Consider the following 21,603-nt stretch of genomic DNA (forward strand, 5'->3'; position numbering starts at 1 on the left):
CTTCTCGCCCGCTCGCGGCGACGCCGCCACGTCACCGTCCGCTCTCTTGACGGTGCGCTGTGTACGGCGCATCGTCGAGGGCACCGCGATGTGAAGCGATGTGAAGCTGCGATGCCGCCACGGCGCACCCGTCCGGTCGTGAACCGGGCACTCGCCGCGCTGATCGAGCAGGCCGGTTGGACGCACGCCGTCACCGCGCGGCACGTCAACGCCGTGGCCGCCGAGAGCGGGGAGCGGATTCACTACGACCGTTCCGCCGTGGGGCACTGGCTGACCGGCACCGTGCCGCGCCCCGAGGCCGTGCGCGCCGCCGTGGAGGCGTTCCGCAGGCGGCTGGACCGGCCGGAGCTCGGCCCGGCGCACCTCGGCTGGCCGGATGCGCCGCCGGAGCCGCGCGTGGACGACCCGTGGGTGGGCGATCCGGTGGCCAGGCTGGCCACGCTGGGGCAGGATGACCTGCTCAACCGCCGTATGGTGCTGACGGCGGGCACGTTCGCGCTCTCCGCGCTCTCCGTGCTTTCGGCGACCGCCAGGTCCGCGGCGGCCCTGTCCGCCACCGCGCTGGCCGCGTCCGGCGCGAGGGGATCCGGGGGCCGGGTGGGCGCGGGTGACGTGGCCCGGGTCCGCGCCGCCACCGCCTGCTTCGCCGACCTCGACGACCAGTACGGCGGCGGCCACGCCCGCGCCGCGGTCGCCGCCTACCTCTCGCACGAGGTCACGCCCCTGCTGCGCGAGGCGTCCGGCCGCACCCGCCCCGACCTGTTCACGGCCGCGGCCGAGCTGAGCTACCTGGCCGCGTACATGGCCATGGACGCGGGCGCGAACGCCCTGGCGCAGCGCTACTACATCAGCACGGTACGGCTCGCGGACGAGGCCGGCGACCTGGTGTTACGCGCGACGGCGTTACGCAGCATGGCCGTGCAGGCCGCCGAACTGGGCCACGACGGCGAGGCGCTGACGCTGGCCGACGCCGCCGCCTCCGCACTCGGCGGGCGCGGCCCCCGGCGCACGCTGGCCTGGATCACCGGCATGCGCGCCGAGGCGAACGCGGCGGCGGGCACCCGCTGGGACGCGCTGAACCTGCTGCGCCGCACCGAGACCCAGCTCGAACGCGCCGACTCCCCGCCCGAGACCGAGTGGACGGGCAACTACCGGCGCGAATCGCTGGAGCACCAGATCGGCCTGACCCTCACCCGGCTCGGCGACCACGCCACCGCCGCCCGCCACTTCACCGCCTCGATGCGGGCCCGCCGGCCCGTCGAGCTGCGTACCCGGGTGCTGATCGGGTTGCGGGCGGCGCACGCGTACCTGCGCGCCGGCGACCCGGAGCAGGCCGCCGGCACCGCACTGGCCTTCGGCGACGACGTGCGGCTGATCGCCTCGGCGCGGGTACGCGACGAGCTGCACCGCTTACGGGCGGGCTGGCAGCGTTACCGCGCCAGCCCGCTGGTCGCCGCGGCCGACGACGCCGTGGCGGGCCACGACCCCGCCTGATCCGTCAGGTCTGCAGGATCGTACGGGCGGCGACCAGGTCTCCGCCGTCGAACCCCTCCACCCGGACGACGTGCGCGTCCCCGACCCCTGGCACCTGCACGGTGGTGGTCTCTTGGGTCACGTTCACCGTCGCCACGGGCCGGCCGTCCAGGTAGATGTCGGCCCGGTCCACGAGCGTGGTTGTCAGCGTCATCTCGGTCCCGGAGATGCCCACGTCGAGCCGCCGTACCGGCTGCCCGGACAGGACCTCGCCCGCGCGGGCGAGCAGGTCCGCGTTGTCCTCCAGCACGTCCTTCCTGGTCATCCGGTGGCGGACGTCGGGCACCACGCCGAGGTCCTCGACGGGCGTGCCGGCCAGGTCGTGCACCCGCAGTGTGCGCCGGATCGACACCCGCATGTTCGCGCCGCCGGGCAGCGGCTTGTACGGGCTGTCGGGCACGGGCGAGGGCAGTTCGAGCAGGACCTTGAGCAGCTCGTGGGTCCACACGTTGGCGCCGCCCGCGCCCGTGTTGTCGTCCGTGCCGATGATCTTGCCGATCTTGTGGTCCTGGAAGCCGCCGGCGAAGATGTCGGTGGCCGAGTAGCACAGGGCGTTGGTGACCAGCACGACCGGGCCGAAGTAGCGCTGGCCGATCGCGTTCGCCCCGCCGGGCGGGGTGATGGGGAACGCGCCGGAGAAGACGGCGCCCGTCTCCAGCGCCTGCTCCATGGACGGGCACCACGCGCCGAGGTCGATCTCGCCGGTCGGGTTCTCCTGGTGCTGGCGGCAGATCCGCAGGTTCAGGTTCGCGGTGATGAACTGCGTCGGCTCCGGCACGATCGGGCGCGGGGTGAGCGTCTGCAGCAGGAACTCGCTGGCGAAGATGTGGCCGCCGCCGTTGTCGCGTACGTCCAGGATGAGCCCGTTCTGTGGCAGCAGGGCGATGAGGCGGAGGAACTCCCGTACGAACGCGTCGGGGTTGTTGACGTTGAAGCTGAAGATCCGCAGGTGGCCGAACGTGCCGGACGGCGTGACGACGCTCCTGGCGCGGAACAGGCGGGGCATGGACGTGGGCAGGTCCGCGCCCGCCTCGGCGGGTTCGGCGGTCAGTTCGGCGGCGCCGACGCTCTCCTGGGGCGTGACGGCCTCGGGGACGTACAACATCGCCAGGGCCCGGCCGATCTCGTCGGAGCCGAGGTCGAGGCCCTGGGCCACGGCGGCGACGGTGAGCTGGTCGGCGTCCACGAACACCGGCTGGTTGTCGCTGACACGCCAGGTCTCGCTCAGCTCGCGGCGGATGCCGTCCTTGCCGACGTAGGTGAGCACGACCCAGGTCTCGTCCGGCGGCAGGTGCAGGCGCAGCGGGCGGAGGGTCAGCGACTGCAGGCCGCGCGCGTGCCTGGCCGCCGGGTTGCCGCCGGCGAACCTGGCCGCGTTCAGGTCCACGGCGCGGTCGATCGGGATGCCGTTCCAGTGGGTCACCTCGACGCCGGGACCGAACCCCTGGGCGGTGAAGCCCTGCAGCGTCTTGGTGACGATGTAGTGGCGCTCCTCGCCGTCGTAGAACTCCTCGATGAGGTACGGCAGGAAGGCGATCTTGGTGGAGAACGGCAGGGGCAGCACGTAGTTGGTGTGCAGGTCGCGTACCGAGTGGAAGATCTCCGACATCTCCGCGTGGAAGCGCCATTCCGGGCCCATGGTCTGCGGGGTCTGCCGGCTCAGGCGCACGGCGAGCAGTCGCAGCCGCTGGATCGGGTTCGCGGCGTGCATCGCGGCCTTCAGCGGCAGATGCACGTAGTTCTGCTCGATGAGCACCAGCGCCTGCTGGACCAGCAACCTCCTGTCGTCGAGAGTGAGTTTGTCCGCCGTGCGCAGGAAGTCTTGGAGCTCCTGCTTTGCGACCCCGCTTGAGGGCTCGGTCATCTCATCCACCCATCCCGGTCGTTCGGATACCGGCGACGTTGTCACGGGGGTGGAAGGGCCGCCACGGGAGACGACCTAGGGTTTTCCCTAGTCAGAAGGCGTAATTGCGCAGGACCACAAGGGCGTCGGCGCCGTGCGGGCCGGTCGCCTTCAGTGCCGAGTCGGCGGCGGCCAGGCGCCGGGCGCCCACGCGGCAGAAGTCGGCGGCGGGGCCGGTGACGGACGAGGGCGCGGCGGGGTCGCCGAACCGCCAGAGGTCCCCGCCGGGCGAGGTCAGCTCGCAGTACACGGGCCCGCCCGCCAGCCCCTCCACGTCGAACGCGTACGGCAGCGTACGGTGCCCCAGCCACGCGATGTGCCACAACCGCGAGGTGTCGGGGTACGGGATGCCGAGCGGCACCGCGATGTCAAGGGCGTGCGCCCAGTGCTCGGCCAGCCGGGTGGTGGCCAGCGTCGCCGGCGACAGGGTCCCGGCCACCCAGGTCAGGCGGTTGCCCCTGGGATGGGCGCGCAGCGCGGCGGCGGTGGGGGAGACGGCCGCGCGCCAGCGGGCCAGCAGGTCGGCCGGGGCGATGTCGCGCTCGGCGGCCACGGCGTCGGCCGCCATGGCGTCAACCTCGCCGCGCGCCCGGGGGCCCGGCAGCGTGCCCGCGATGGAGGCGGCCGCGAGTTCCTCGGTCTGGGCCAGGTGGAGCACCACGTCGGAGACGGTCCAGCCGGCGGCGGCCGACGGGTGCGACCACTGTGCGGGGGTGAGGGCGGCCAGGACGGCGTGCAACTGCGCGTACTCGGCCGCGAGGTCGTCGAAGATGTCCGTCATGCCCCATCACACTACAGAACAAAATTCGGGTTTTGCAGGGGCCGTTCGTCGACAAGATCGGACCGCTCGCCGTAAGAGATCATCCGCATCCCAGATACTGCATACCGTATGTGATAGCCGTGGTGCGTGGCAGACAGTACGAGGTTCGCCGGTCCTACAGGTTTCCTCAGTCGTTCCCGTACCGTGGCGGCGCCCACCTGGAGCCGTTGGCTCGTGCCGCCCGCGGCGCTCTCGGTGCATCTGGCCATCGGCCAGGCGTACGCGTGGAGCGTGTTCAAACCCCCGCTCGAATCCGCGCTCGGCCTTTCCGGCACCCAGAGCGCGCTGCCGTTCCAGCTCGGCATCGTCATGCTCGGCCTGTCGGCGGCCTTCGGCGGCACGCTCGTCGAGCGCAACGGGCCGCGATGGGCCATGTTCGTCTCGATGACCTGCTTCGCCTCCGGTTTCCTGCTGTCCGCGCTGGGCGTCGTCACCCGCCAGTACTGGCTGGTCGTGCTCGGCTACGGCTTCGTCGGCGGGATCGGGCTCGGCATCGGCTACATCTCACCCGTGTCCACGCTGATCAAGTGGTTCCCCGACCGCCCCGGCATGGCCACCGGAATCGCGATCATGGGGTTCGGCGGGGGAGCGCTCATCGCCTCGCCCTGGTCGGCGCAGATGTTGTCCTCCTTCGGCGAGACCACGAGCGGGATCGCCACGACGTTCCTCGTGCACGGCATCGTCTACGCCGTCTTCATGTCGATGGGCGTGCTGCTCGTACGCGTGCCGCCGGAAGGCTGGCGGCCCAAGGGCTGGAACCCGCCCGCCGCCCAGGCCCGCCCGCTGATCACCACGGCCGACGTCTCGGCGTCCAACGCCATCCGCACACCGCAGTTCTACTTCCTGTGGGTCGTGTTGTGCTGCAACGTCACCGCGGGCATCGGCATCCTGGAGAAGGCCGCGCCGATGATCACCGACTTCTTCGCGGGCACCTCCGCCGCCGTGGTCGCGGGCGCGGCGGCCGGGTTCGTCGCGCTGTTGTCGCTGGCCAACATGGCGGGCCGCTTCGTCTGGTCCTCCACCTCCGACCTCATCGGGCGCAAGAACATGTACCGCGTCTACCTGGGCGTCGGCGCGCTGCTCTACCTCGTCATCGCCCTGGCGGGCGACGCCTCCAAGCCGCTGTTCATCCTGTCCGCGCTCGGCATCCTGTCCTTCTACGGCGGCGGCTTCGCGACCGTGCCCGCCTACCTCAAGGACCTCTTCGGCACCTACCAGGTCGGGGCGATCCACGGCCGCCTGCTCACGGCCTGGTCCACGGCCGGCGTGCTCGGCCCCCTGATCGTCAACGCCATCGCCGACGCGCAGAAGGCCGCCGGGCGGTCGGGTCCCGACCTCTACACGACCTCGCTGTTCATCATGATCGGGCTGCTCGCGGTGGGCTTCCTCGCCAACGAGCTGATCAGGCCGGTGCACGAGAAGTACCACGAGCCGCCCCTGCGGCGGCAGGAACAGGTGACGGAGAAGGGGCAGGCGATATGAACGCCGAAGATCCGGCGGCCGGCCGGCACACCGGGTTGATGGTGCTGGCTTGGGTGTGGGTGGGAGTGCCCTTCGCCTACGGGGTGTACGAGCTGTTCCTGAAGCTCACCCAGCTCTTCGCCGGCTGAGCCGGTCTCATCCGAGCCGGCTTCATCCGAGCTGGCTTCATCCGACCCGGTCTCAGCCGACCCGGTCTCAGCCGACCCGGTCTCAGCCGAGCCGCCGCCGCACGGCCCCGGCGACCGTCGTGAGCGCGGCGGCGCCGGCGGGCAGCACGTTCACGAGGGAGAAGAAGATGTGCATCTGGCCCTCGAAGCACTGCTGCTCGACCGGCACGCCCGCCTGCCGCAGCAGTTCCGCGTACGTCTCGCCCTCCTCGCGCAGCACGTCGTGCTCGGCGGTCAGCACCAGCGCGGGCGGCAGCCCCGACAGGTCGTCGGCGCGCAGGGGAGAGGCGTCGGGTGCGGTGCGCCGGATGTGGTCGGGCGCGTAGTGGTCCCAGAACCAGACCATGGCGTCGCGGGTGAGCAGGAGCTGGTTCTCCGGGTCGTAGTAGGAGTCCCGGTCCAGGTCGCAGTCGGTGGCGGGGTAGACCAGCACCTGCAGCGCGATGGCCGGGCCGCCCTCGTCCCTGGCGCGCTGGGTGACGACCGCGGCGAGGTTGCCGCCCGCGCTGTCGCCCGCCACGACGATCGGCAGGCCGGGCAGGGCGGTGGCGGCCCACAACAGCGCGGCGTAGGCATCGCGGGGGGCCGTCGGGTAGCGGTGCTCGGGAGCGCGCCGGTAGCCCGCCAGCACGACGGCGCAGTCCGTACGCGCGGCGAGCTCCCTGCCCAGCGTGTCGTACTCGTCGATGGAGCCGATGACCCAGCCGCCGCCGTGGTAGTACACGATGACGCCGCGCGGGCTCGCGGACGGCGTCAGCACGCGGGCGGGGAAGGAGGCGCCGTCCTCGGCCGGGATCTCCACCTCCGTCACGCGGGCCATCTCCGGGCCTTCGCCCGTCAGCTCGTTGAGCGCGGCGCTGTTGGCCCGCGCCTCCGCGACGCTCTGTTCGTGCAGCGGCTTGCTGCCCGCCTCGGCGAGTTGCTTGAGTAATTCGGTCGTCGCCTGATCAAGAGCCATGGGACGTCACCTCGTCCGGTGGGTGATCTACGTGTCCCCGAACGTAGAATCAGCGGCCGCGCTTGTCGAGGGCCCACGGGTGTACAGGAGGCGACCGTCATGCGGCCGGATTCACCGTGCGGAGCCGCCGTACGGCGAGCAGCCCGCCGATCACCGGGACGCAGGCGCGCCACCGGGCCCCAGCCCGCGCGCTGCCCGGGACCAGCGTGGTGAGGGCGATGACGGCGAGGTAGGCCCCGCCGTGCAGCGGGCCGACGAGCGAGGAGACCGCCTCGACGTGCGCGGTAGACAGGTTGACCAGCAGGGCGGCCAGCGAGAGGGTCTCGACGGCGACCGCGACGTGCAGCGCGCGCACCGGCCTCACGCCCCTTCGTAGGCGCCGGGACGGACGATCATCAGGACGACGACCACCGTCCACAACACGTTGTAGATCCCGGCGAGCATGGTCAGCCGCTTCAGGGGCGCGCGCTCGCCCGGGGTGGCGAGGGCGTCGCGCTGGCGCGGGTAGATCTGCGCGGCCAGCAGGAAGCCCGCCGCCGCGGTGAGGACCATGGCCAGGGTGATCCAGAACTCCCCGGCACGGCCCTGTACGAACGCCAGCACGATGCCGACCACGGGCACGACGATTCCGGCCAGGCTGTAGCCGCGGGTGATGCGGTGCAGCGCGGCGGCCACGGCCCGGCTGCGCCCCTCGTCCACCCCCGAGACGGGCACGTACCGCGGGAACAGGCTCGTGGCGATGGCCGAGCCGCCCACGAACACGATCCCGGCGACCACATGGATGGACAACAACAGAGGTTCCATCGGTTCTCCAAACCTTCAGGGGGCCTGAAGCCTAACATTCAACCTTCAGGGTCCCTGAAGGGGACGGCAGGATGGCGCGATGTGTGGGGTGGGGGTCGTTGACGCCATCCCCCCGCGACCAGCAGGCTGAAGAACGTGAAGCAGCGCCTACGCCGCATCGTCTTCGTCGTCTACGACGGCTTCCAGTCGCTCGACCTGGTCGGCCCGCACGAGGTGTTCCAGCAGGCAGCCAGGCGCTCGGGCCGCTACGAATGCCAGATCGTGGCCGCGCGCCCCGGCCCCGTACGGGCGGGCAGCGGCCTGCCCGTGCACGCCGGGCACGGGGTCGGCGAGTTGTCACCGGAAGGCGTGGACACGCTCGTCGTGGCCGGCGGCAGCGGCGTCTACGAGGCCAGGAACGACCGGGAGCTGACCGCCTGGGTCGCCGCCGCCGGCGGCACGGCCCGCCGGGTGACCTCGGTGTGCACGGGCGCGTTCCTGCTGGCCGCCACCGGCCTGCTCGACGGCCGCCGGGTCACCACGCATTGGACCCGCGCCGGACGGCTGGCCGAGGAGTACCCCGGCGTCACGGTGGACAGCGACCCGATCTTCATCAGGGACGGGCACGTGTGGTCGTCGGCCGGCGTGACCGCCGGCATGGACCTCGCCCTCGCGCTCGTCGAGGAAGACCTCGGCGGCGACCTCGCGCTCGCCGTGGCCAGGCAACTGGTCATGTTTGTCCGCAGGCCGGGCAGCCAGTCCCAGTTCAGCGTGCCGCTGTGGAGCACCCAGCCGTCCAGCGACCCGATCCGCGCCGCCGTGTCGGCCATCCACGCCGACCCCGGCGCGCGGCACGACATCCACGACCTCGCCGCGCACGCCGGGCTCAGCCCCCGCCACCTGCAGCGCCGCTTCGCCGCCGAACTGGGCATCCCGCCCGGCTCGTACGTCGAGCGCGTCCGCGTCGAGGCGGCCCAGCGCGCGCTCGCGCTGAGCGACGACCCCGTCGAGGCCATCGCCCGCCGCTGCGGCTTCGGCACCGCCGAGACCCTGCGCCGCACGTTCCACCGCCGCGTGGGCGTGGCGCCGTCCGACTACCGCGACCGATTCCACACCACCGCCATGGGAGGCGACTCATGACCACGTACGGACTGCTCATCTACAACGGCGCGGAGGAACTCGACTTCGTCGGCCCCTGGGAGGTCTTCACCATGTCGGCGGCCAATCGTGGCGGCGGTGACAAGGTGGTGCTGATCGCCGAGCACGCCGACCCCGTGCGCTGCGCCAAGGGCATGCGCGTGCTGCCCGACCACACCCTCGACGACCACCCGCCGCTGGACGTGCTGCTGGTCCCGGGCGGGCACGGCAGGCGGGTCGAGACGCACAACCAGGTCCTCACCGGCTGGGTCGCCAAGACGGCCACCCAGGCCGGTTGGGTGGCCAGCGTCTGCACCGGCACTTTCGTGCTGCACGCGGCCGGGCCGGCCCGGGGGCGGCGCGTGGCCACGCACTGGAGCGCGGAGGAGGAGCTCGAATCCCTGGGCGACGTCACCGTCGTGCGGGACGCGCGCTACGTCGTGGACGGCAACCTGATCACCAGCCAGGGCGTCTCGGCCGGGATCGACGCGGCGCTGTGGCTCATCGGCCGGCTCCACGGCCGCGACCACTCCCGCACCGTGCGCAGATCCATGCAGTACGACCCCGCCCCGCCGTACCTGGCGGACGAACCCGTCCAGTAACCCCGTCTTATGATCAGGAGCTGAAGGCGGCCCGCACCGCGTCGCCCACCTGTCGCCGGATCGGGTCGCTCTCCTGGCCGAACATGCGCTCGTCCACCTCCGCCACCGCCGCGCGCGCCCGTTCCAGCAGGCGCGCGCCGTCGGAGGTGACCTCGATGGCCGAGGCGGACCCGGCGCGGGCGGTGTTGTCGCGTACCAGCCCCGCCCCGGCCAGCGCCTTCACCCCCGCGTGCACGCTCTGCACCGTGATGCCCGACATCCGCGCCAGCTCGCTGAAGGAGATCCCGGGCACGGCCGAGATGTGACCGAGCAGCCCCAGCCTGCTCACGGTGAGGTCGAGCGGCGCGAGAGCGGCGTTGAGCTCGGTCTCGACCTGCCGCGCGAGCGTGAGCACCACGATGGAGGTGCTGGTCACCGGGGGACCGGGCCGCCCGTTCTCGAAGGTCACCCGCCAAGTCTCCCGCACGCGCCACCTTGATCGCGGATAGGGTCCGGCCATGACGAACGACGAAGGCGTGCGGGAGAAGGTCGCCTGGGTCCTGGTCCGCGACCACCGGGTGCTGATGACCCGCAGCCACGGCCGCGAGGTGTTCTACTTCCCCGGCGGCATGCGCGAGCCCGGCGAGTCCGACGGCCAGACCCTCGTCAGGGAGATCGACGAGGAGCTCCTGACGGTGATCGACGCGAACACCATGGTGCATTTCGACACCTTCGAGATCCCCGCAGGCCACCCGGAGCACGGCCCCTTCCGGATGATCTGCTACACCGCCGACCACCGGGGCCCGCTGACGCCGTCCATGGAGATCGCCGAGAAGGCCTGGTTCGGGTACGCCGACCGGCACCGGGTCTCCTACGTCGACGGCCTGGTCCTGGACGCCCTGCACGAGCGCGGCCTGTTGCGCTGAGACCTTCACCGCACGGCCCTTGATCGCTAGGCTGGCGCCACCCCCCAGTGCAGGGAGACCTCGCGTGAGTGCTGCAGAGCCGAATCTGCCCGGCGTCGACCCCACGGTCCCCAGCGTCGCCCGCATGTACGACTACTACCTGGGCGGAAAGGACAACTTCCCCTCCGACCGCGCGGCCGCGGAGAAGATCATCGCGATCGTGCCCGAGGTGCGTGAGACGGCGCGCGACAACCGGGCCTTCATCGGCAAGGCCGTACGGTTCATGGCCGAGCAGGGTGTGCGCCAGTTCCTCGACATCGGCGCCGGTCTGCCGACCCAGGAGAACGTGCACGAGGTCGCGCAGCGGATCATGCCCGACGCCCGGGTGGCCTATGTCGACAACGACCCGATCGTCCTGGTGCACGCCCGCGCCCTGCTGGCCGACGACTCCAACATCATCGCCGTACGGGGCGACATCACCGACCCCGCCGCGATCCTGGCCGACCCCGAGATCACCGCGCACCTGGACTTCGCGCGGCCCATCGGGCTGCTGATGTCCGCGGTGCTGCACTTCGTGCCCGGGGACCAGCAGGTCGGCGACATCGTCAAGACGCTGCGCGGGCCGCTCGTGCCGGGCAGCAACCTGCTGATCTCCCACTTCTACGCGCCGGACGCCGACAACCCCAAGGTCAGGGCGGGCCAGCAGGTGTACAAGGGGACGAAGCCGGGCGCGCTGGTCGCCCGTTCGCAGGGGCAGATCGCCGCCTACTTCGACGGCCTGACCCTGCTGGAGCCCGGGATCGTCCCGGTGAAGTCCTGGCGGCCGGAGTCCGAGCCTGACCGGCAGGCGGAGATCGACATGACCGTGCCGCAACTCGTGGGCGCGGTCGGCCGTCTTCCTTAGGGAATTCCCTAGGTCGGCCCCTGAGGACAGTGCGCGGCCCGCTGCATAGTGTCGGCACCTCTCATCCCGTTTCTGGTGAAGAAGGTGCCGGACCATGGCCACTCCTCCGCGTTCGGAAGAGAGCGAGTACAGCTACGTAGACAAGAGCAACGGCCAGCTCACCTCGTTCGCCGCCAAGCCCGATGAGGCGATGGTGACGTTCGCGCGCCAGGGGGAGGTGGACACGCTCAACCGGATCGTCTCGGCTCCCTCACTGGTGTCGGTCAGCCAGGGTTACAACCTGGAGCGTGGCTTCGCCGCCGTGTACGTCAGCCCGACCGCCATGGACGACGTGTCCGCGCAGGACGACGTGACGAACTCGTTGCCGGTGATGATCGACGAGCACGGCGCGTCCCGCTACTTCCTGCCGAACGAGTTCACCGTGCAGTTCCGCCAGGACGTCGCCGAGGCCCGCGCCGAGGAGATCGTCCGGCAGCACGGCAGCCGCGTCCTGGTCAAGCAGCGCACGCCGGGCTACTACACGCTGGCCGTGCCCGACGGGCGCCGCCTGTTCGAGATGATCCGCGAGATGTCGGGGCTGGAGGAGGTGAGGTTCGCCGAGCCCAGCGAGGTGGGCTTCAACAGTAAACTGCTGTTCATCCCCGGCGACGCGGACTTCGGCCGGCTCTGGGGCATGCGCAACACCGGGCAGGTGGTCAACGGCACGACCGGCGTGGCGGGCGCGGACATCCACGCCACCGAGGCGTGGGAGCTGACCCGCGGCGATCCCGAGGTGATCATCACGGTGATCGACACCGGGGCCGCGCTCACCCATCCCGACCTGCAGGCCAACATCCTGCCGCGCGGCGCGGAGGACTGGGACTTCGCCGACGCCGGCGACCCCTCGCCCGAGGACGAGGACGGGCACGGCTCGCACGTCTCCGGCACGTGTGCCGCCGTCAACGACACCATCGGCGTGCTCGGCGTGGCGCCGCTGTGCCGCGTGATGCCGCTGCGCGTGGACCTGACGACCGGCATGAACCAGAACCGCGCGGACGCGATCAACTACGTGGCCGCCCAGGCGCAGGCCAACGCCGAGCGCCGCTACGTCATCAACTGCAGCTGGCGGATGAACGGCGACCACGCGGGCGTGCGCACCGCGATCCAGACCGCCGTCGGCGCGAACGTCGTCGTGGTCTTCGCCGCGGGCAACGCCAACACCAACACCGACGTGACCCCGCAGTTCCCGGGCGTCTACCCCGAGGTGATCGCGGTCGCCGCGCTCGACCAGGCCGACCGCAAGGCCACGTTCTCCAACTTCGGCACGAACGTGGACGTCTCCGCGCCCGGCGTCAACATCTGGTCCACCTTCCCGAACGGCGGCTACTCCTTCCTCGACGGTACGTCGATGGCCGCGCCGCACGTGGCCGGGGTCGCCGCGCTGGTCTGGTCGCGCAACCGCAACCTCACGGGCGAGCAGGTACGCCGGATCGTCGAGAGCTCCTGCGACAACATCGACGCGGCCAACGCCGGCTTCATCGGCATGCTGGGCGGCGGCCGGCTCAACGCGATGGGGGCGGTCACCTCACCGATGATCTTTCCCGCCCACGTCGAGTACACCGTCGACCTGACCGGCGACAGGAAGGCCGACGTCGTCGGCTTCGGCAACGCCGGCGTGTACGTCTCCAGGAACCTGGGCAACGGCAACTTCGACGGGCCCAACCTGGCGATCGCCAACTTCGGCTACGACGCCGGCGGCTGGCGGGTCGAGCGCCACCCGCGTTTCCTGGCCGACCTCATCGGGGACAGGCGGGCCGACGTGGTCGGCTTCGGCGACGGCGGCGTGTGGGTGTCGCGCAACAACGGCAACGGCACGTTCCAGGCGCCGCAGCTCGTGGTGAACAACTTCGGCTACGACGCCGGTGGCTGGCGGGTCGAGCGTCACCCGCGTTTCCTGGCCGATCTCACGGGGGACCGCCGCGCCGACATCATCGGCTTCGGCTACGCGGGCGCGTGGGTGGCACTGAACAAGGGCAACGGCACCTTCCAGGGCTTGAAGCTCGCGGTGAACAACTTCGGGTACGACGCGGGCGGCTGGCGGGTCGAGCGTCACCCGCGTTTCCTGGCCGACGTGACCGGGGACGGCCGCGCCGACATCGTGGGCTTCGGCGACGGCGGCGTGTGGGTCTCACGCAACAACGGCAACGGGACGTTCCAGGCGCCGCAGCTCGTGGTGAACAACTTCGGGTACGACGCGGGCGGCTGGCGGGTGGAGCGTCATCCGCGCTTCCTGGCCGATCTCACCGGGGACAAGCGGGCCGATATCGTGGGCTTCGGCGACGGCGGTGTCTGGGTGTCGCTGAACAACGGCAACGGCACCTTCCAGGCGCCGCAGCTGGTGGTCGGCAACTTCGGGTACGAGGCGGGCGGCTGGCGGGTGGAGCGCCATCCGCGCTTCCTGGCCGATCTCACGGGGGACGGCCGGGCCGACATCATCGGGTTCGGATACGCGGGCGCGTGGGTGGCGCTGAACAACGGCAACGGCACCTTCCAGGCGCCGCAGCTGGTGGTCGGCAACTTCGGGTACGACGCGGGCGGCTGGCGGGTCGAGCGCCATCCACGCTTCGTCGCCGACCTCAACGGCGACGAGCAGGCCGACATCCTCGGGTTCGGCTACGCGGGCGCGTGGGTCTCGATCAACACCGGCAAGGGCGCGGCGTTCGCGAACCCCGACCTGAAGATCGCGAACTTCGGCTACGACGCGGGAGGCTGGCGCGTGCACCAGCACCCCCGCCTGGTCGTCGGACCCCGCTGACCGGCCGTCGCGTCCGCTAGCCGGCGGTGCTGTCGCAGAGGGAGAAGCGTTTGTCCAGGCCGGTCATGCGCAGCAGCCGGGTCACCCGGGGCTGCGCGCCGGCCAGCCGGAGCCGGCCACCGGCGCCCTCCACGGTGTTGGCGGCCCAGATCAGCGTGTTCAGCCCCGAGGAGTCGCAGAAGCTCACCCCTTGGAGATCGACGACCACCTCCGGCGGTCGCTGACACTCCATCGCCTGTGTCAGCCCATCGCGGAACTCCGACATCGACGCCAGGTCCAGGTCCCCATGGGGACTCAGCACAGCGGCGTCGTCACGCTGAGTGACTATCCAGGAGAAGCCGGTACGGTCCGCGTATCCCATTCCACCACTCCGCTTCGCAACGGTTCGCACCTTTATCTTTGCACAGTGCAATAAAACCGGAAAGCCACAACTGAGGAACCAGGACCTTGTCCACCCCTGAACGTGTACAACAGTTCCCATGGGCGAAGTCGACGAGGTGGACGGCGAGGACCTGGCAGCGGTCATCACCGCCGTCCTGACCGGCTCCCGCCTCCTGGTCGCCGTCGCCGCGCGGTCGCTGGCGGCGGTCGAGGACAAGATCACCGTGCCGCAGTTCCGGATGCTCGTGGTGCTGGCGGGCCACGGCGAGACCAAACTGGTCACGATGGCTGAGCTGCTCGGCGTCCAGGCGTCCACGGCCATGCGGATGGCCGACCGGCTCACCGGCGCGGGCCTCATCGTACGGGAGGCCAACCCGCACAACCGGCGCGAGAACCTGATGCGCCTGACCATCGAGGGCCGGCGCATCGTGGAGCAGGTGATGGCCCGCCGCAGGCAGGAGATCGGCGCGATCGTGGCGCGGATGTCGGTCGCCGAGCGCCGGGCACTCATCTCGGCCATGAACGCCTTCACAGAGGCGGGCGGCGAGCCCCCGGTCAACGTACGCCACCCGCTCGGCTGGCCCGAAGTCTGACCCCTGATCCAGGCGGTTGACCGGTCAGGCGGGTCGGTAGTCGTTCATGTAGCGCGAGACCTTGGTCGTGTAGGGCCGCCACTTCTCCGGGATGCCGCCCGCCCGTGTGAGTGGATCGACGCCGCTGCGGTAGAGCGCGGCCAGCTTCAACGCGGGATCGCCCGGCAGGCCCGTGACCCGGGGGCCCATCGTGCACATGAACCGTCCTATGGAGACGATCGACAGTTCGGGGCTGAGCGGGGGCTCGGGCATCGGCTTGTCCAGCCCGCCCGGCTGCCAGTGCCACAACACCTTGGGGGTCCACCTGGCGATGCCGTACTCGTCCTTGTCCGGGTCGGACAGCCGCGGGTCGAAACCCGACTCCGCCTTGAGCATCGCGGCGATCAGGGCCGGGCTCAGGCCGGGCTCCTCGCAGTACGTGCCCGCCTGCACGATCCAGCCGCGGTACTCGCGCGGGATGTCGGAGTCCTCGCGCAAGTAGCGGCCGGTCTGGTCGCCGGCCGGGGTCCGGGGCGCGCCGGTGCCGCCGTCGGTCGTGGCGCCGGTGCTGGTGCCGGTGCCCGTGGCGGTTCCGGGCGGGGCGTCGGGCGTCCGGGCGAGCGTGACGGCCACGGCGGTGCCGGCCACCACGGCCACCACGGCCGCCGCCGCACCGACGACCAACCCCCGCCGCCTCCGCCCGCCACTGCCGTCCCGCGACTCCCCACCATTCCCGTTCCCCGACTGCCCACCACTCTCGCCGTGCGACTGCCCGCCGCTTCCGTCCCGCGACTGCCCGCCACTCCCAGCTGGCGACTCCCCATCGCGTCCGCTCTGCGGCTTCCCGTCGTGTCCGTTCTGCGGAGGCTGCGGTGGGGGCGGGGGCTGCGGTGTGAGTGGGGGAGTGCGGCCTGTCAGGGCGGCGGCGTAGGCGGCGGCGTCGGGCCAGCGTTCCTCGCGGTCGGGATGCAGCGCCCGCAGCACCGCCGCGTCGACCGCAGCCGGCACCTCGGGCCGCAGCTCGCTCGGCGGCACCCGCAGCTCCGGCTTGGCCGCCACCCGCCCCGTGAGCATGTGGTACGTCAGCGCCCCCAGCCCGTGCACGTCGGCCCGCGCGTCCGGCGCCCCGTCGAAGTAGAGCTGCTCGGGAGCCCGGTACCCGGGCGACCCGGCCGGCAGCGTCAGCCCGCTCAGATGGTCGGTGGAGCGCGCGATGCCGAGGTCGGCCACCATCACCCGCTCCCCGCCCTCGGGCCGCGAGCAGAACAGCACGTTCGACGGCTTCAGGTCACGGTGCACGACCCCGATGCTGTGCAGCACGGCGACACCCTGGCAGATCTCGCCCATCAGGCCGAGCGTCTCCTCCAGGGAGAGCGGCCCGCCCCGCAGGCGTTCCTCCAGGGTGCCGCGGTCGGCGTACGTCATCACGAAGTAGGGCCGGCCGTCGTCGAGCTCGCCGATGTCGAAGACCTGTACGAGCAGGTGGGAGTCGGCGCGGCGCAGCAGCCGCGCCTCCTGCAGGAACCGCTCGCGCACGCCGGGCTGCCGCGACCAGTTGTCGGCGAGGATCTTGACCGCCACCGACGAGCGCAACTCCTCGTCGTGGGCGAGGTAGACGGAGGCGAAGCCCCCGACGCCGATGAGCTGCTCGATCCGGTGGCGCCCCGCGTGGGATGGAGCCGTCATTCCGTTCATCTTGGTCGATCACCAGGGATTAGTCCAAGCGCCCTGGTAGCTGCCAGGTTACGGAACCGGCCGCGGGACAGCACGATGGACTCGGCGACACGAAAGATCGAGAGGACCGGCATGAGGATTCGAGGTCTGCTTCCGCGGGGGCGGAAACGGCCGGCCCGCCGGTGGACGGCCGTTGCCTGTACGACCTGGACATCTTCAACCGCACACGAGTAGGGTCGCGCCCGATGCCGCACAGTACGATCTTGATTCAGATGGCCGCCACGCCCACGGACGACCGGCCGTACTCGCTGGAGCTGGCGCCGGGCGAGCAGGCGACCTTCGGGCGCGGCTCCACCGGCGCGCCCGTTGACCTCGCGCTCGACGACCCGGCCGTCTCCCGGCTGGCCGGCGCCGTCGTCGCGGTGGGCGACTACTGGCTGCTGTCGAATCTGAGCACCTCCAAGACGTACGTCGTGGAGAACCCCGAGGGCGGCGGGGAGTTCGTGAAGGTGCCGCCGGGGCGGATGGGGGCGCCGATCCCGTTCGAGTTCTCGCGGGTGACGCTGCCCGCCGTGGACGGGACGGTGTCGTTCCTGGTGTTCGCGCCGCAACATGTACATGTACCGCCCGGCAGCGTGGACGGCGGCGCGGCCACCCAGGTCGCCTACCCTCTCGACCAGAACGCCAAGTATTTCCGCATCCTGGTCGCGCTCTGCGAGCCGCGCCTGCGCGACCCCTCGACCCCGCGCATCCCGACGATCCCCGAGATCATCGAACGGCTGTCGGGGCTGGGGCTGAGCCGTACCGCGATCGGGTTTCACATCGGCTATCTCGCCGAGAAGAAGCTGCACGTCAAGACCCCGCAGGACGGCGAGGGCAAGGCCGACTGGCAGCGCCACGCGCTGGTGTCCCTGGCGCTCAAGTTCGACCTGGTGACCAGCGACCATCTCGCCCTGCTGCCCGTACCGAAACGCTGAGCCCCACTGTCCGGGGAGCCTGACCGGGCACAACGGTCAGGCGGGGGGCAGCGCGGAGGCCGTGAGGCGGCCGGTGCGGCGGTAGACGGCGCACATGACGTCGCGGTCGCCGTCCGCCCAGGTCTCCGCGGTCGGCATGATCGGGTAGTAGGGCAGGTTGTCGCCCTGATCCTGGTTCCACAACTCGGCGTGGCGCTCGCCGCAGCTCTTCCAGGCGAACGCGGACAGCGCCGCCCGGTCGTACGGGCCGTCGGGGACGTGGGTGAAGCCGTAGGACTGGTTGTCCGCGCCCTCGGCGCACGGCGTGTAGAGCACGATCCGCTCGCCCGCCCCCGGCGAGAACGTCGGATCGCTGAAGCACTCCCCGCCCTCGATCATCAGGATCCCCGTGGTCTCGGCCGTGATGAAGGAGTCGGTCTTGGTCACCGGCGCCTCGGGCGGCACCACGAACAGCGTCCCGAGCGCGGCGACGGCGGGCAGCAGTCCCCAGCGGCGGGTCGCCGCCATCCGTTCACCTCCACCCATCGCGCCTGCGCCGCCGATCGTAGGCCGCGGACCGCAAACGCCGGGCCAACGCCCGATGACCGGCACATTGACGATCGTGAATTCATCTCACGGACAGGCCCGGGACAAGTTTGTGTCAGCGGTACCTGGGTGAATGCGCTGGCGTCCATCCCGCGCTCGCGGGTGGGCGAACACCGCTTCTCGATGGAGTGAACCAGAAGTGAATCAACCCACGAAGCCGCGCCCGTTCGGGGCCCGGCACACGAAGTTCGCGGCGGCAGGCGCCGGCGTGCTGCTGGTCGGCGGGTTAGCGTTCGGCCCGGCCGCGATCGGTGCGGCCGCGCCGCCCGTCTACCCCGCCGCCGAGGTGCACAAGCCCACCCCGATGCCGGACCGCGTCATCCTCATCCCCACCACCGCCCCGGCCACCAGCCAGCGCGTGTCGTGGCGCGCCGAGGCCACCGCCGACACCGCCCAGGCCGAGATCCTCGAGGCGCCGCGCGCGCTCGGGCAGGTCCAGCCGGCCGCGGGCGCGGTGACCAACGTCAAGGCCGTGGCCAGCACGCCGGTCAACACCACGCTCGGGTACGCCTCCACGTACCACACCGTCGAGTTCACCGGCCTGAAGCCGGACACCCGCTACACCTACCGCGTGGGCGACGGGACCAACTGGAGCTCCTGGACGGACTTCACCACCGCCGCCGAGGGCTTCGAGCCCTTCTCGTTCATCTACTACGGCGACGCGCAGAACTACCTCGACTCCGCGGTGCCGCGCGTCTTCCGGCAGGCGTTCGCCGACCGGCCGCAGGCCAAGGCCATCGTCAACGCGGGCGACCTGATCGACTCGGCCAACAGCGAAGAGCAGTGGGGCCAGTGGTTCAAGGCCGGCGGGTTCATCGACGGCCAGGTCAACAACATCTCGGTGCCGGGCAACCACGAGTACAGCGGCGGCCTGTCGGCCTTCTGGCGGCCCCAGTTCCCGTACCCGGACAACGGGCCGGGCAACGCCGAGCTCAAGCAGACCGTCTACACCCTTGACTACCAGGGCGTACGGTTCATCGGCCTGGACACCAACTACCAGAGCAACGCCACGCTGATGGCCGCCCAGACGGCCTGGCTGGAGGGCCTGCTCAAGGACAACCCGAACAAGTGGACCGTGGTGACCTTCCACCACCCCGTCTACTCCACCACCGGCACCCGCAACAACCCGAACGTGCGCGCGCAGTGGGCGCCGCTGTTCGAGAAGTACGGTGTGGACCTGGTGCTGCAGGGTCACGACCACTCCTACGGGCGCGGCAACCAGGTGGCGGCCCGCAAGTCGGCGGCCGTGCACAACGGGGTGCCGTACGTGGTGTCGGTCTCGGGCGGCAAGATGTACGCGCTCAACGGCGGCGAGAACTGGACGGGCAACGGCGCCGAAGTGCGCAGCACCAGCCAGAACACCCAGCTCTACCAGCTCATCGACGTCGCCAAGGACACCATCACCTTCGAGGCGCGCTACGCCAACGGCGAGCACCACGACGGGTTCGTCATCCGCAAGAACGACAAGGGCGAGCGCACCGTCAACGACCTGCGCACCGACGAGAACACCTCCGGGGAGCAGGTCACCGTCGACAAGACCTCGGTGCGCCGGCTTGAGCCCGTCAAGGTGTCCGCCTACGGGTACGACCCGGGGGAGCGGGTGGCCATCTGGTGGCGTCAGGACAGCGGCGACGACGCCCGGGGTGGGCGCGGCGGCACGCTGATCGGCTACGAGAAGGCCGATGAGCTGGGGCGGGTCGAGGAGACCGTCCGGGTGCCTGTGCTGGTGAAGAAGGGCGGCGTGTACGAGGTCTATCTGGACAGCCAGAACCAGAAGATCAACAGCCCCGCCATCACCGTGACCAAGTGATCCAGCCCGGGTGGGACCACACCCGCCTCACGCACGCCCGGCACCGGACTGGGCGCGCTTCCGCGTGCCCGGGTTGCGCCGGCCGCTCGTCCGGGGTGCGGGGTTGCGCGTGCCCGGGTCGCGTGGCCGGGGCCGTGCCAGGTCGTGTGGTCCCACTCGGGCCCCCTCACAGGAGCCTGCCTTGACCTTTCCGTTGATCGCACGCCGCGTGTGCGTGCTGCTGATCGCCGCCGTCATTGTTGCCGTCACCGTTGCCGCCATCGTCGCGGCACCCGCGCGGGCCGCCGCCGCGCACCCGTTCGGGCCGCCGTCCATGGCCAGGATCGGCGCCGACGGTAACCAGGTGACGCTCTCCTGGCTGCCCGCCGAGGACGACTGGGTGGCGCTCGGCCAGTCGGTCGGCGCGTTCGAGGATCCGGCCACCGGCGCCGACACCACCCTGACCGGTGAGCAGAAGCTGGCCCGCTCCGCCGCCGTACGCGACTACCTGCTGGCCCGCGTGGCGGTCACGCAGGCCGGTCGCCCGTGCGCCGCCGAACTCGCCCCGCTGGAGCGGCTTCTGGCTCAGGGCGCGCGGTTCAGCTTCGAGTGCCCGGAGCCGGTCGTGGACGTCGATGTGCGGATCGCGGCGCTGGCGGACCTGCACGAGGCGTACCGGACCGTGCTCACCGCCGAGACGCCCGCCGCTCCCGAGCAGACGCTGCTCACGGCGGCGGCCGACACCCGCAGGCTGCGCTTCGACGCCACGACGGGCGGCACGCCGCTGCTGGTGCCCGCCGTCGCGCTGGTGGCCGTGGCCGGGGTGCTGGTCGCGTTCCTCGTACGGCGGCGCCGGCCTGCGGACGTGCGCGCATGACCGGTCCCGACAACTACCTGATCGCGCTGTTCGACGGGGCGGGCGCGTTCTGGCTGGCGCTGGTCGTCGCGCTGGGGGTGGGCGCGCTGCACGCGGTCGCGCCCGGGCACGGCAAGAGCGTGACGGCCGCGTACCTGATCGGCACGCACGGGCGTTACCGGGACGCGCTGCGGCTCGGCGTGGTCGTGGCGTTGATGCACACCGTCTCGGTGCTCGCGCTCGCGATGGCCTGGGTGGGGCTGAGCAGCGCCGCCGCCGTCGGCACCGAGGCCGTCACGGCCTGGTTGCAGGCGGTCGCGGGCGTGGTGGTGATCGGCGTCGGCGCACACCTGACCTACCGCCACCTCCGCCACCGCAAGACCCACAGCCACGGACACGGCCATGGGCACGGTCACGGTCATGGGCATGGCCACGGGCACGGTCATGGGCACGATGGGCCCGATGATCCGTGGTCGGCGCGGGGGCTCACCGCGCTCGCGCTCTCCGGCGGCCTGGTGCCGTCGCCCTCGGCCTTCATCGTGCTGGTCAGCGGCCTGCTCACCGGACGTTCGTTCGGCGCGGTGGTGCTGGTGCTGGCGTTCGGAGCCGGGATGGCCGTCACGCTGACCGCCGTAGGCGTCGTGACCGTGCGAGGTGCGGCGATCCTGAGCAGCCGTACGCCGCGCCTGCGGGTGTTGCGGGCGGCGGCGGGCTGGATGCCGGCGCTGGCGGGCGTCGCCGTGGCCATCGGCGGCTGCCTCTACCTGGCCACCGCCGTCACCGCCCTGGCCTCGTGACCAGC

General features: G+C 71.4%; 22 protein-coding genes. 13 read left to right on the forward strand and 9 right to left on the reverse strand.

Annotated features, from left to right (window positions below):
- Positions 1–138: 138 nt before the first annotated feature.
- On the forward strand, positions 139–1,494 hold the full coding sequence (locus tag AB0I81_RS13790; protein WP_360655217.1) for a hypothetical protein: 1,356 nt from the start codon (positions 139–141) through the stop codon (positions 1,492–1,494).
- 4 nt (positions 1,495–1,498) lie between these two features.
- Here AB0I81_RS13790 and AB0I81_RS13795 read toward each other — a convergent pair whose 3' ends face one another.
- Positions 1,499–3,397, reverse strand: a complete 1,899-nt coding sequence (locus AB0I81_RS13795) for a S41 family peptidase (RefSeq protein ID WP_360655220.1) — start codon at positions 3,395–3,397, stop codon at positions 1,499–1,501.
- A 91-nt stretch (positions 3,398–3,488) separates the two neighbouring features.
- On the reverse strand, positions 3,489–4,217 hold the full coding sequence (locus AB0I81_RS13800) for a maleylpyruvate isomerase family mycothiol-dependent enzyme (RefSeq protein WP_360655223.1): 729 nt from the start codon (positions 4,215–4,217) through the stop codon (positions 3,489–3,491).
- A 126-nt stretch (positions 4,218–4,343) separates the two neighbouring features.
- Between AB0I81_RS13800 and AB0I81_RS13805 the strand changes: the two genes are divergently transcribed.
- Together AB0I81_RS13805 and AB0I81_RS13810 are read left to right on the forward strand one after the other, a co-directional pair.
- Positions 4,344–5,738 carry an OFA family MFS transporter gene (locus tag AB0I81_RS13805; protein ID WP_360655226.1) on the forward strand — a complete coding sequence of 465 codons (1,395 nt, stop codon included), beginning with the start codon at positions 4,344–4,346 and terminating at the stop codon, positions 5,736–5,738.
- Positions 5,735–5,866 (forward strand): hypothetical protein, encoded by a 132-nt coding sequence (locus AB0I81_RS13810; RefSeq protein ID WP_360655229.1) that lies wholly within the window; start codon positions 5,735–5,737, stop codon positions 5,864–5,866. Before AB0I81_RS13805 ends, AB0I81_RS13810 begins: the two co-directional genes overlap by 4 nt.
- An 82-nt stretch (positions 5,867–5,948) precedes the next feature.
- Here the strand turns inward: AB0I81_RS13810 and AB0I81_RS13815 are convergent, their stop codons facing one another.
- The 3 genes from AB0I81_RS13815 to AB0I81_RS13825 form a co-directional block, all read right to left on the reverse strand.
- Positions 5,949–6,863 (reverse strand): alpha/beta hydrolase, encoded by a 915-nt coding sequence (locus AB0I81_RS13815; RefSeq protein WP_360655232.1) that lies wholly within the window; start codon positions 6,861–6,863, stop codon positions 5,949–5,951.
- A gap of 97 nt (positions 6,864–6,960) precedes the next feature.
- Positions 6,961–7,227 carry a hypothetical protein gene (locus AB0I81_RS13820; protein ID WP_360655235.1) on the reverse strand — a complete coding sequence of 89 codons (267 nt, stop codon included), beginning with the start codon at positions 7,225–7,227 and terminating at the stop codon, positions 6,961–6,963.
- Positions 7,224–7,667 (reverse strand): hypothetical protein, encoded by a 444-nt coding sequence (locus tag AB0I81_RS13825; protein WP_360655238.1) that lies wholly within the window; start codon positions 7,665–7,667, stop codon positions 7,224–7,226. The genes AB0I81_RS13820 and AB0I81_RS13825 overlap by 4 nt, the downstream gene beginning before the upstream one ends.
- Positions 7,668–7,802: 135 nt before the next feature.
- Between AB0I81_RS13825 and AB0I81_RS13830 the strand changes: the two genes are divergently transcribed.
- Together AB0I81_RS13830 and AB0I81_RS13835 are read left to right on the forward strand one after the other, a co-directional pair.
- The gene (locus AB0I81_RS13830; RefSeq protein WP_360655241.1) at positions 7,803–8,786 is read left to right on the forward strand and encodes a GlxA family transcriptional regulator; all 984 of its coding nucleotides are present in this window, start codon (positions 7,803–7,805) and stop codon (positions 8,784–8,786) included.
- Complete coding sequence (locus tag AB0I81_RS13835; RefSeq protein WP_360655244.1) at positions 8,783–9,385, forward strand: DJ-1/PfpI family protein; 603 nt, start codon at positions 8,783–8,785, stop codon at positions 9,383–9,385. Before AB0I81_RS13830 ends, AB0I81_RS13835 begins: the two co-directional genes overlap by 4 nt.
- A 13-nt stretch (positions 9,386–9,398) precedes the next feature.
- On the opposite strand, the gene AB0I81_RS13840 is transcribed toward AB0I81_RS13835, so the two are convergent.
- Positions 9,399–9,833 carry a MarR family winged helix-turn-helix transcriptional regulator gene (locus tag AB0I81_RS13840; RefSeq protein WP_360655528.1) on the reverse strand — a complete coding sequence of 145 codons (435 nt, stop codon included), beginning with the start codon at positions 9,831–9,833 and terminating at the stop codon, positions 9,399–9,401.
- A 49-nt stretch (positions 9,834–9,882) separates the two neighbouring features.
- Here AB0I81_RS13840 and AB0I81_RS13845 point away from each other — a divergent pair, with 49 nt between their 5' ends.
- The 3 genes from AB0I81_RS13845 (at position 9,883) to AB0I81_RS13855 (ending at position 13,967) form a co-directional block, all read left to right on the forward strand.
- The gene (locus AB0I81_RS13845) at positions 9,883–10,290 is read left to right on the forward strand and encodes an NUDIX domain-containing protein (protein WP_360655247.1); all 408 of its coding nucleotides are present in this window, start codon (positions 9,883–9,885) and stop codon (positions 10,288–10,290) included.
- A 64-nt stretch (positions 10,291–10,354) separates the two neighbouring features.
- A complete protein-coding gene (locus AB0I81_RS13850; RefSeq protein ID WP_360655250.1) occupies positions 10,355–11,173 on the forward strand; it encodes an SAM-dependent methyltransferase in 819 nt (272 codons plus the stop codon).
- Between the two features lie 94 nt (positions 11,174–11,267).
- Positions 11,268–13,967 (forward strand): S8 family serine peptidase, encoded by a 2,700-nt coding sequence (locus tag AB0I81_RS13855; protein ID WP_360655253.1) that lies wholly within the window; start codon positions 11,268–11,270, stop codon positions 13,965–13,967.
- 16 nt (positions 13,968–13,983) lie between these two features.
- Here the strand turns inward: AB0I81_RS13855 and AB0I81_RS13860 are convergent, their stop codons facing one another.
- Positions 13,984–14,328 carry an STAS domain-containing protein gene (locus AB0I81_RS13860; protein WP_360655256.1) on the reverse strand — a complete coding sequence of 115 codons (345 nt, stop codon included), beginning with the start codon at positions 14,326–14,328 and terminating at the stop codon, positions 13,984–13,986.
- A 118-nt stretch (positions 14,329–14,446) separates the two neighbouring features.
- Here AB0I81_RS13860 and AB0I81_RS13865 point away from each other — a divergent pair, with 118 nt between their 5' ends.
- Positions 14,447–14,941, forward strand: a complete 495-nt coding sequence (locus AB0I81_RS13865) for a MarR family transcriptional regulator (RefSeq protein WP_360655259.1) — start codon at positions 14,447–14,449, stop codon at positions 14,939–14,941.
- Between the two features lie 24 nt (positions 14,942–14,965).
- Here the strand turns inward: AB0I81_RS13865 and AB0I81_RS13870 are convergent, their stop codons facing one another.
- The gene (locus AB0I81_RS13870; protein WP_360655262.1) at positions 14,966–16,606 is read right to left on the reverse strand and encodes a serine/threonine-protein kinase; all 1,641 of its coding nucleotides are present in this window, start codon (positions 16,604–16,606) and stop codon (positions 14,966–14,968) included.
- A 251-nt stretch (positions 16,607–16,857) separates the two neighbouring features.
- Here AB0I81_RS13870 and AB0I81_RS13875 point away from each other — a divergent pair, with 251 nt between their 5' ends.
- Positions 16,858–17,571, forward strand: coding sequence for a winged helix-turn-helix domain-containing protein (locus AB0I81_RS13875; protein ID WP_360655265.1), 714 nt, complete (start codon positions 16,858–16,860; stop codon positions 17,569–17,571).
- Positions 17,572–17,607: 36 nt separating this feature from the next.
- On the opposite strand, the gene AB0I81_RS13880 is transcribed toward AB0I81_RS13875, so the two are convergent.
- On the reverse strand, positions 17,608–18,078 hold the full coding sequence (locus AB0I81_RS13880) for a hypothetical protein (RefSeq protein ID WP_360655268.1): 471 nt from the start codon (positions 18,076–18,078) through the stop codon (positions 17,608–17,610).
- Between the two features lie 217 nt (positions 18,079–18,295).
- On the opposite strand from AB0I81_RS13880, the gene AB0I81_RS13885 reads away from it, so the two are divergent.
- The 3 genes from AB0I81_RS13885 (at position 18,296) to AB0I81_RS13895 (ending at position 21,598) form a co-directional block, all read left to right on the forward strand.
- Positions 18,296–19,966: a metallophosphoesterase family protein gene (locus AB0I81_RS13885; RefSeq protein ID WP_360655271.1), complete on the forward strand. Its 1,671-nt coding sequence runs from the start codon at positions 18,296–18,298 to the stop codon at positions 19,964–19,966.
- A gap of 181 nt (positions 19,967–20,147) precedes the next feature.
- Positions 20,148–20,822: a hypothetical protein gene (locus AB0I81_RS13890; protein WP_360655274.1), complete on the forward strand. Its 675-nt coding sequence runs from the start codon at positions 20,148–20,150 to the stop codon at positions 20,820–20,822.
- Positions 20,819–21,598, forward strand: a complete 780-nt coding sequence (locus AB0I81_RS13895; RefSeq protein WP_360655277.1) for a hypothetical protein — start codon at positions 20,819–20,821, stop codon at positions 21,596–21,598. Before AB0I81_RS13890 ends, AB0I81_RS13895 begins: the two co-directional genes overlap by 4 nt.
- Positions 21,599–21,603 lie beyond the last annotated feature (5 nt).

Origin of the sequence: Nonomuraea sp. NPDC050404 (assembly GCF_040655495.1) — a bacterium.
In the GTDB taxonomy this organism is placed as follows: domain Bacteria; phylum Actinomycetota; class Actinomycetes; order Streptosporangiales; family Streptosporangiaceae; genus Nonomuraea.

Excerpts from the sequence above, each read along its gene's own strand:
- AB0I81_RS13825 (WP_360655238.1), bottom strand. The coding sequence starts at position 7,667 with ATGGAACCTCTGTTGTTGTCCATCCATGTGGTCGCCGGGATCGTGTTC.
- AB0I81_RS13810 (WP_360655229.1), top strand. The coding sequence starts at position 5,735 with ATGAACGCCGAAGATCCGGCGGCCGGCCGGCACACCGGGTTGATGGTG.
- AB0I81_RS13800 (WP_360655223.1), bottom strand. The coding sequence starts at position 4,217 with ATGACGGACATCTTCGACGACCTCGCGGCCGAGTACGCGCAGTTGCAC.
- AB0I81_RS13845 (WP_360655247.1), top strand. The coding sequence starts at position 9,883 with ATGACGAACGACGAAGGCGTGCGGGAGAAGGTCGCCTGGGTCCTGGTC.
- AB0I81_RS13880 (WP_360655268.1), bottom strand. The coding sequence starts at position 18,078 with ATGGCGGCGACCCGCCGCTGGGGACTGCTGCCCGCCGTCGCCGCGCTC.
- AB0I81_RS13860 (WP_360655256.1), bottom strand. The coding sequence starts at position 14,328 with ATGGGATACGCGGACCGTACCGGCTTCTCCTGGATAGTCACTCAGCGT.
- AB0I81_RS13865 (WP_360655259.1), top strand. The coding sequence starts at position 14,447 with ATGGGCGAAGTCGACGAGGTGGACGGCGAGGACCTGGCAGCGGTCATC.
- AB0I81_RS13815 (WP_360655232.1), bottom strand. The coding sequence starts at position 6,863 with ATGGCTCTTGATCAGGCGACGACCGAATTACTCAAGCAACTCGCCGAG.
- AB0I81_RS13855 (WP_360655253.1), top strand. The coding sequence starts at position 11,268 with ATGGCCACTCCTCCGCGTTCGGAAGAGAGCGAGTACAGCTACGTAGAC.
- AB0I81_RS13870 (WP_360655262.1), bottom strand. The coding sequence starts at position 16,606 with ATGACGGCTCCATCCCACGCGGGGCGCCACCGGATCGAGCAGCTCATC.
- AB0I81_RS13895 (WP_360655277.1), top strand. The coding sequence starts at position 20,819 with ATGACCGGTCCCGACAACTACCTGATCGCGCTGTTCGACGGGGCGGGC.
- AB0I81_RS13835 (WP_360655244.1), top strand. The coding sequence starts at position 8,783 with ATGACCACGTACGGACTGCTCATCTACAACGGCGCGGAGGAACTCGAC.
- AB0I81_RS13795 (WP_360655220.1), bottom strand. The coding sequence starts at position 3,397 with ATGACCGAGCCCTCAAGCGGGGTCGCAAAGCAGGAGCTCCAAGACTTC.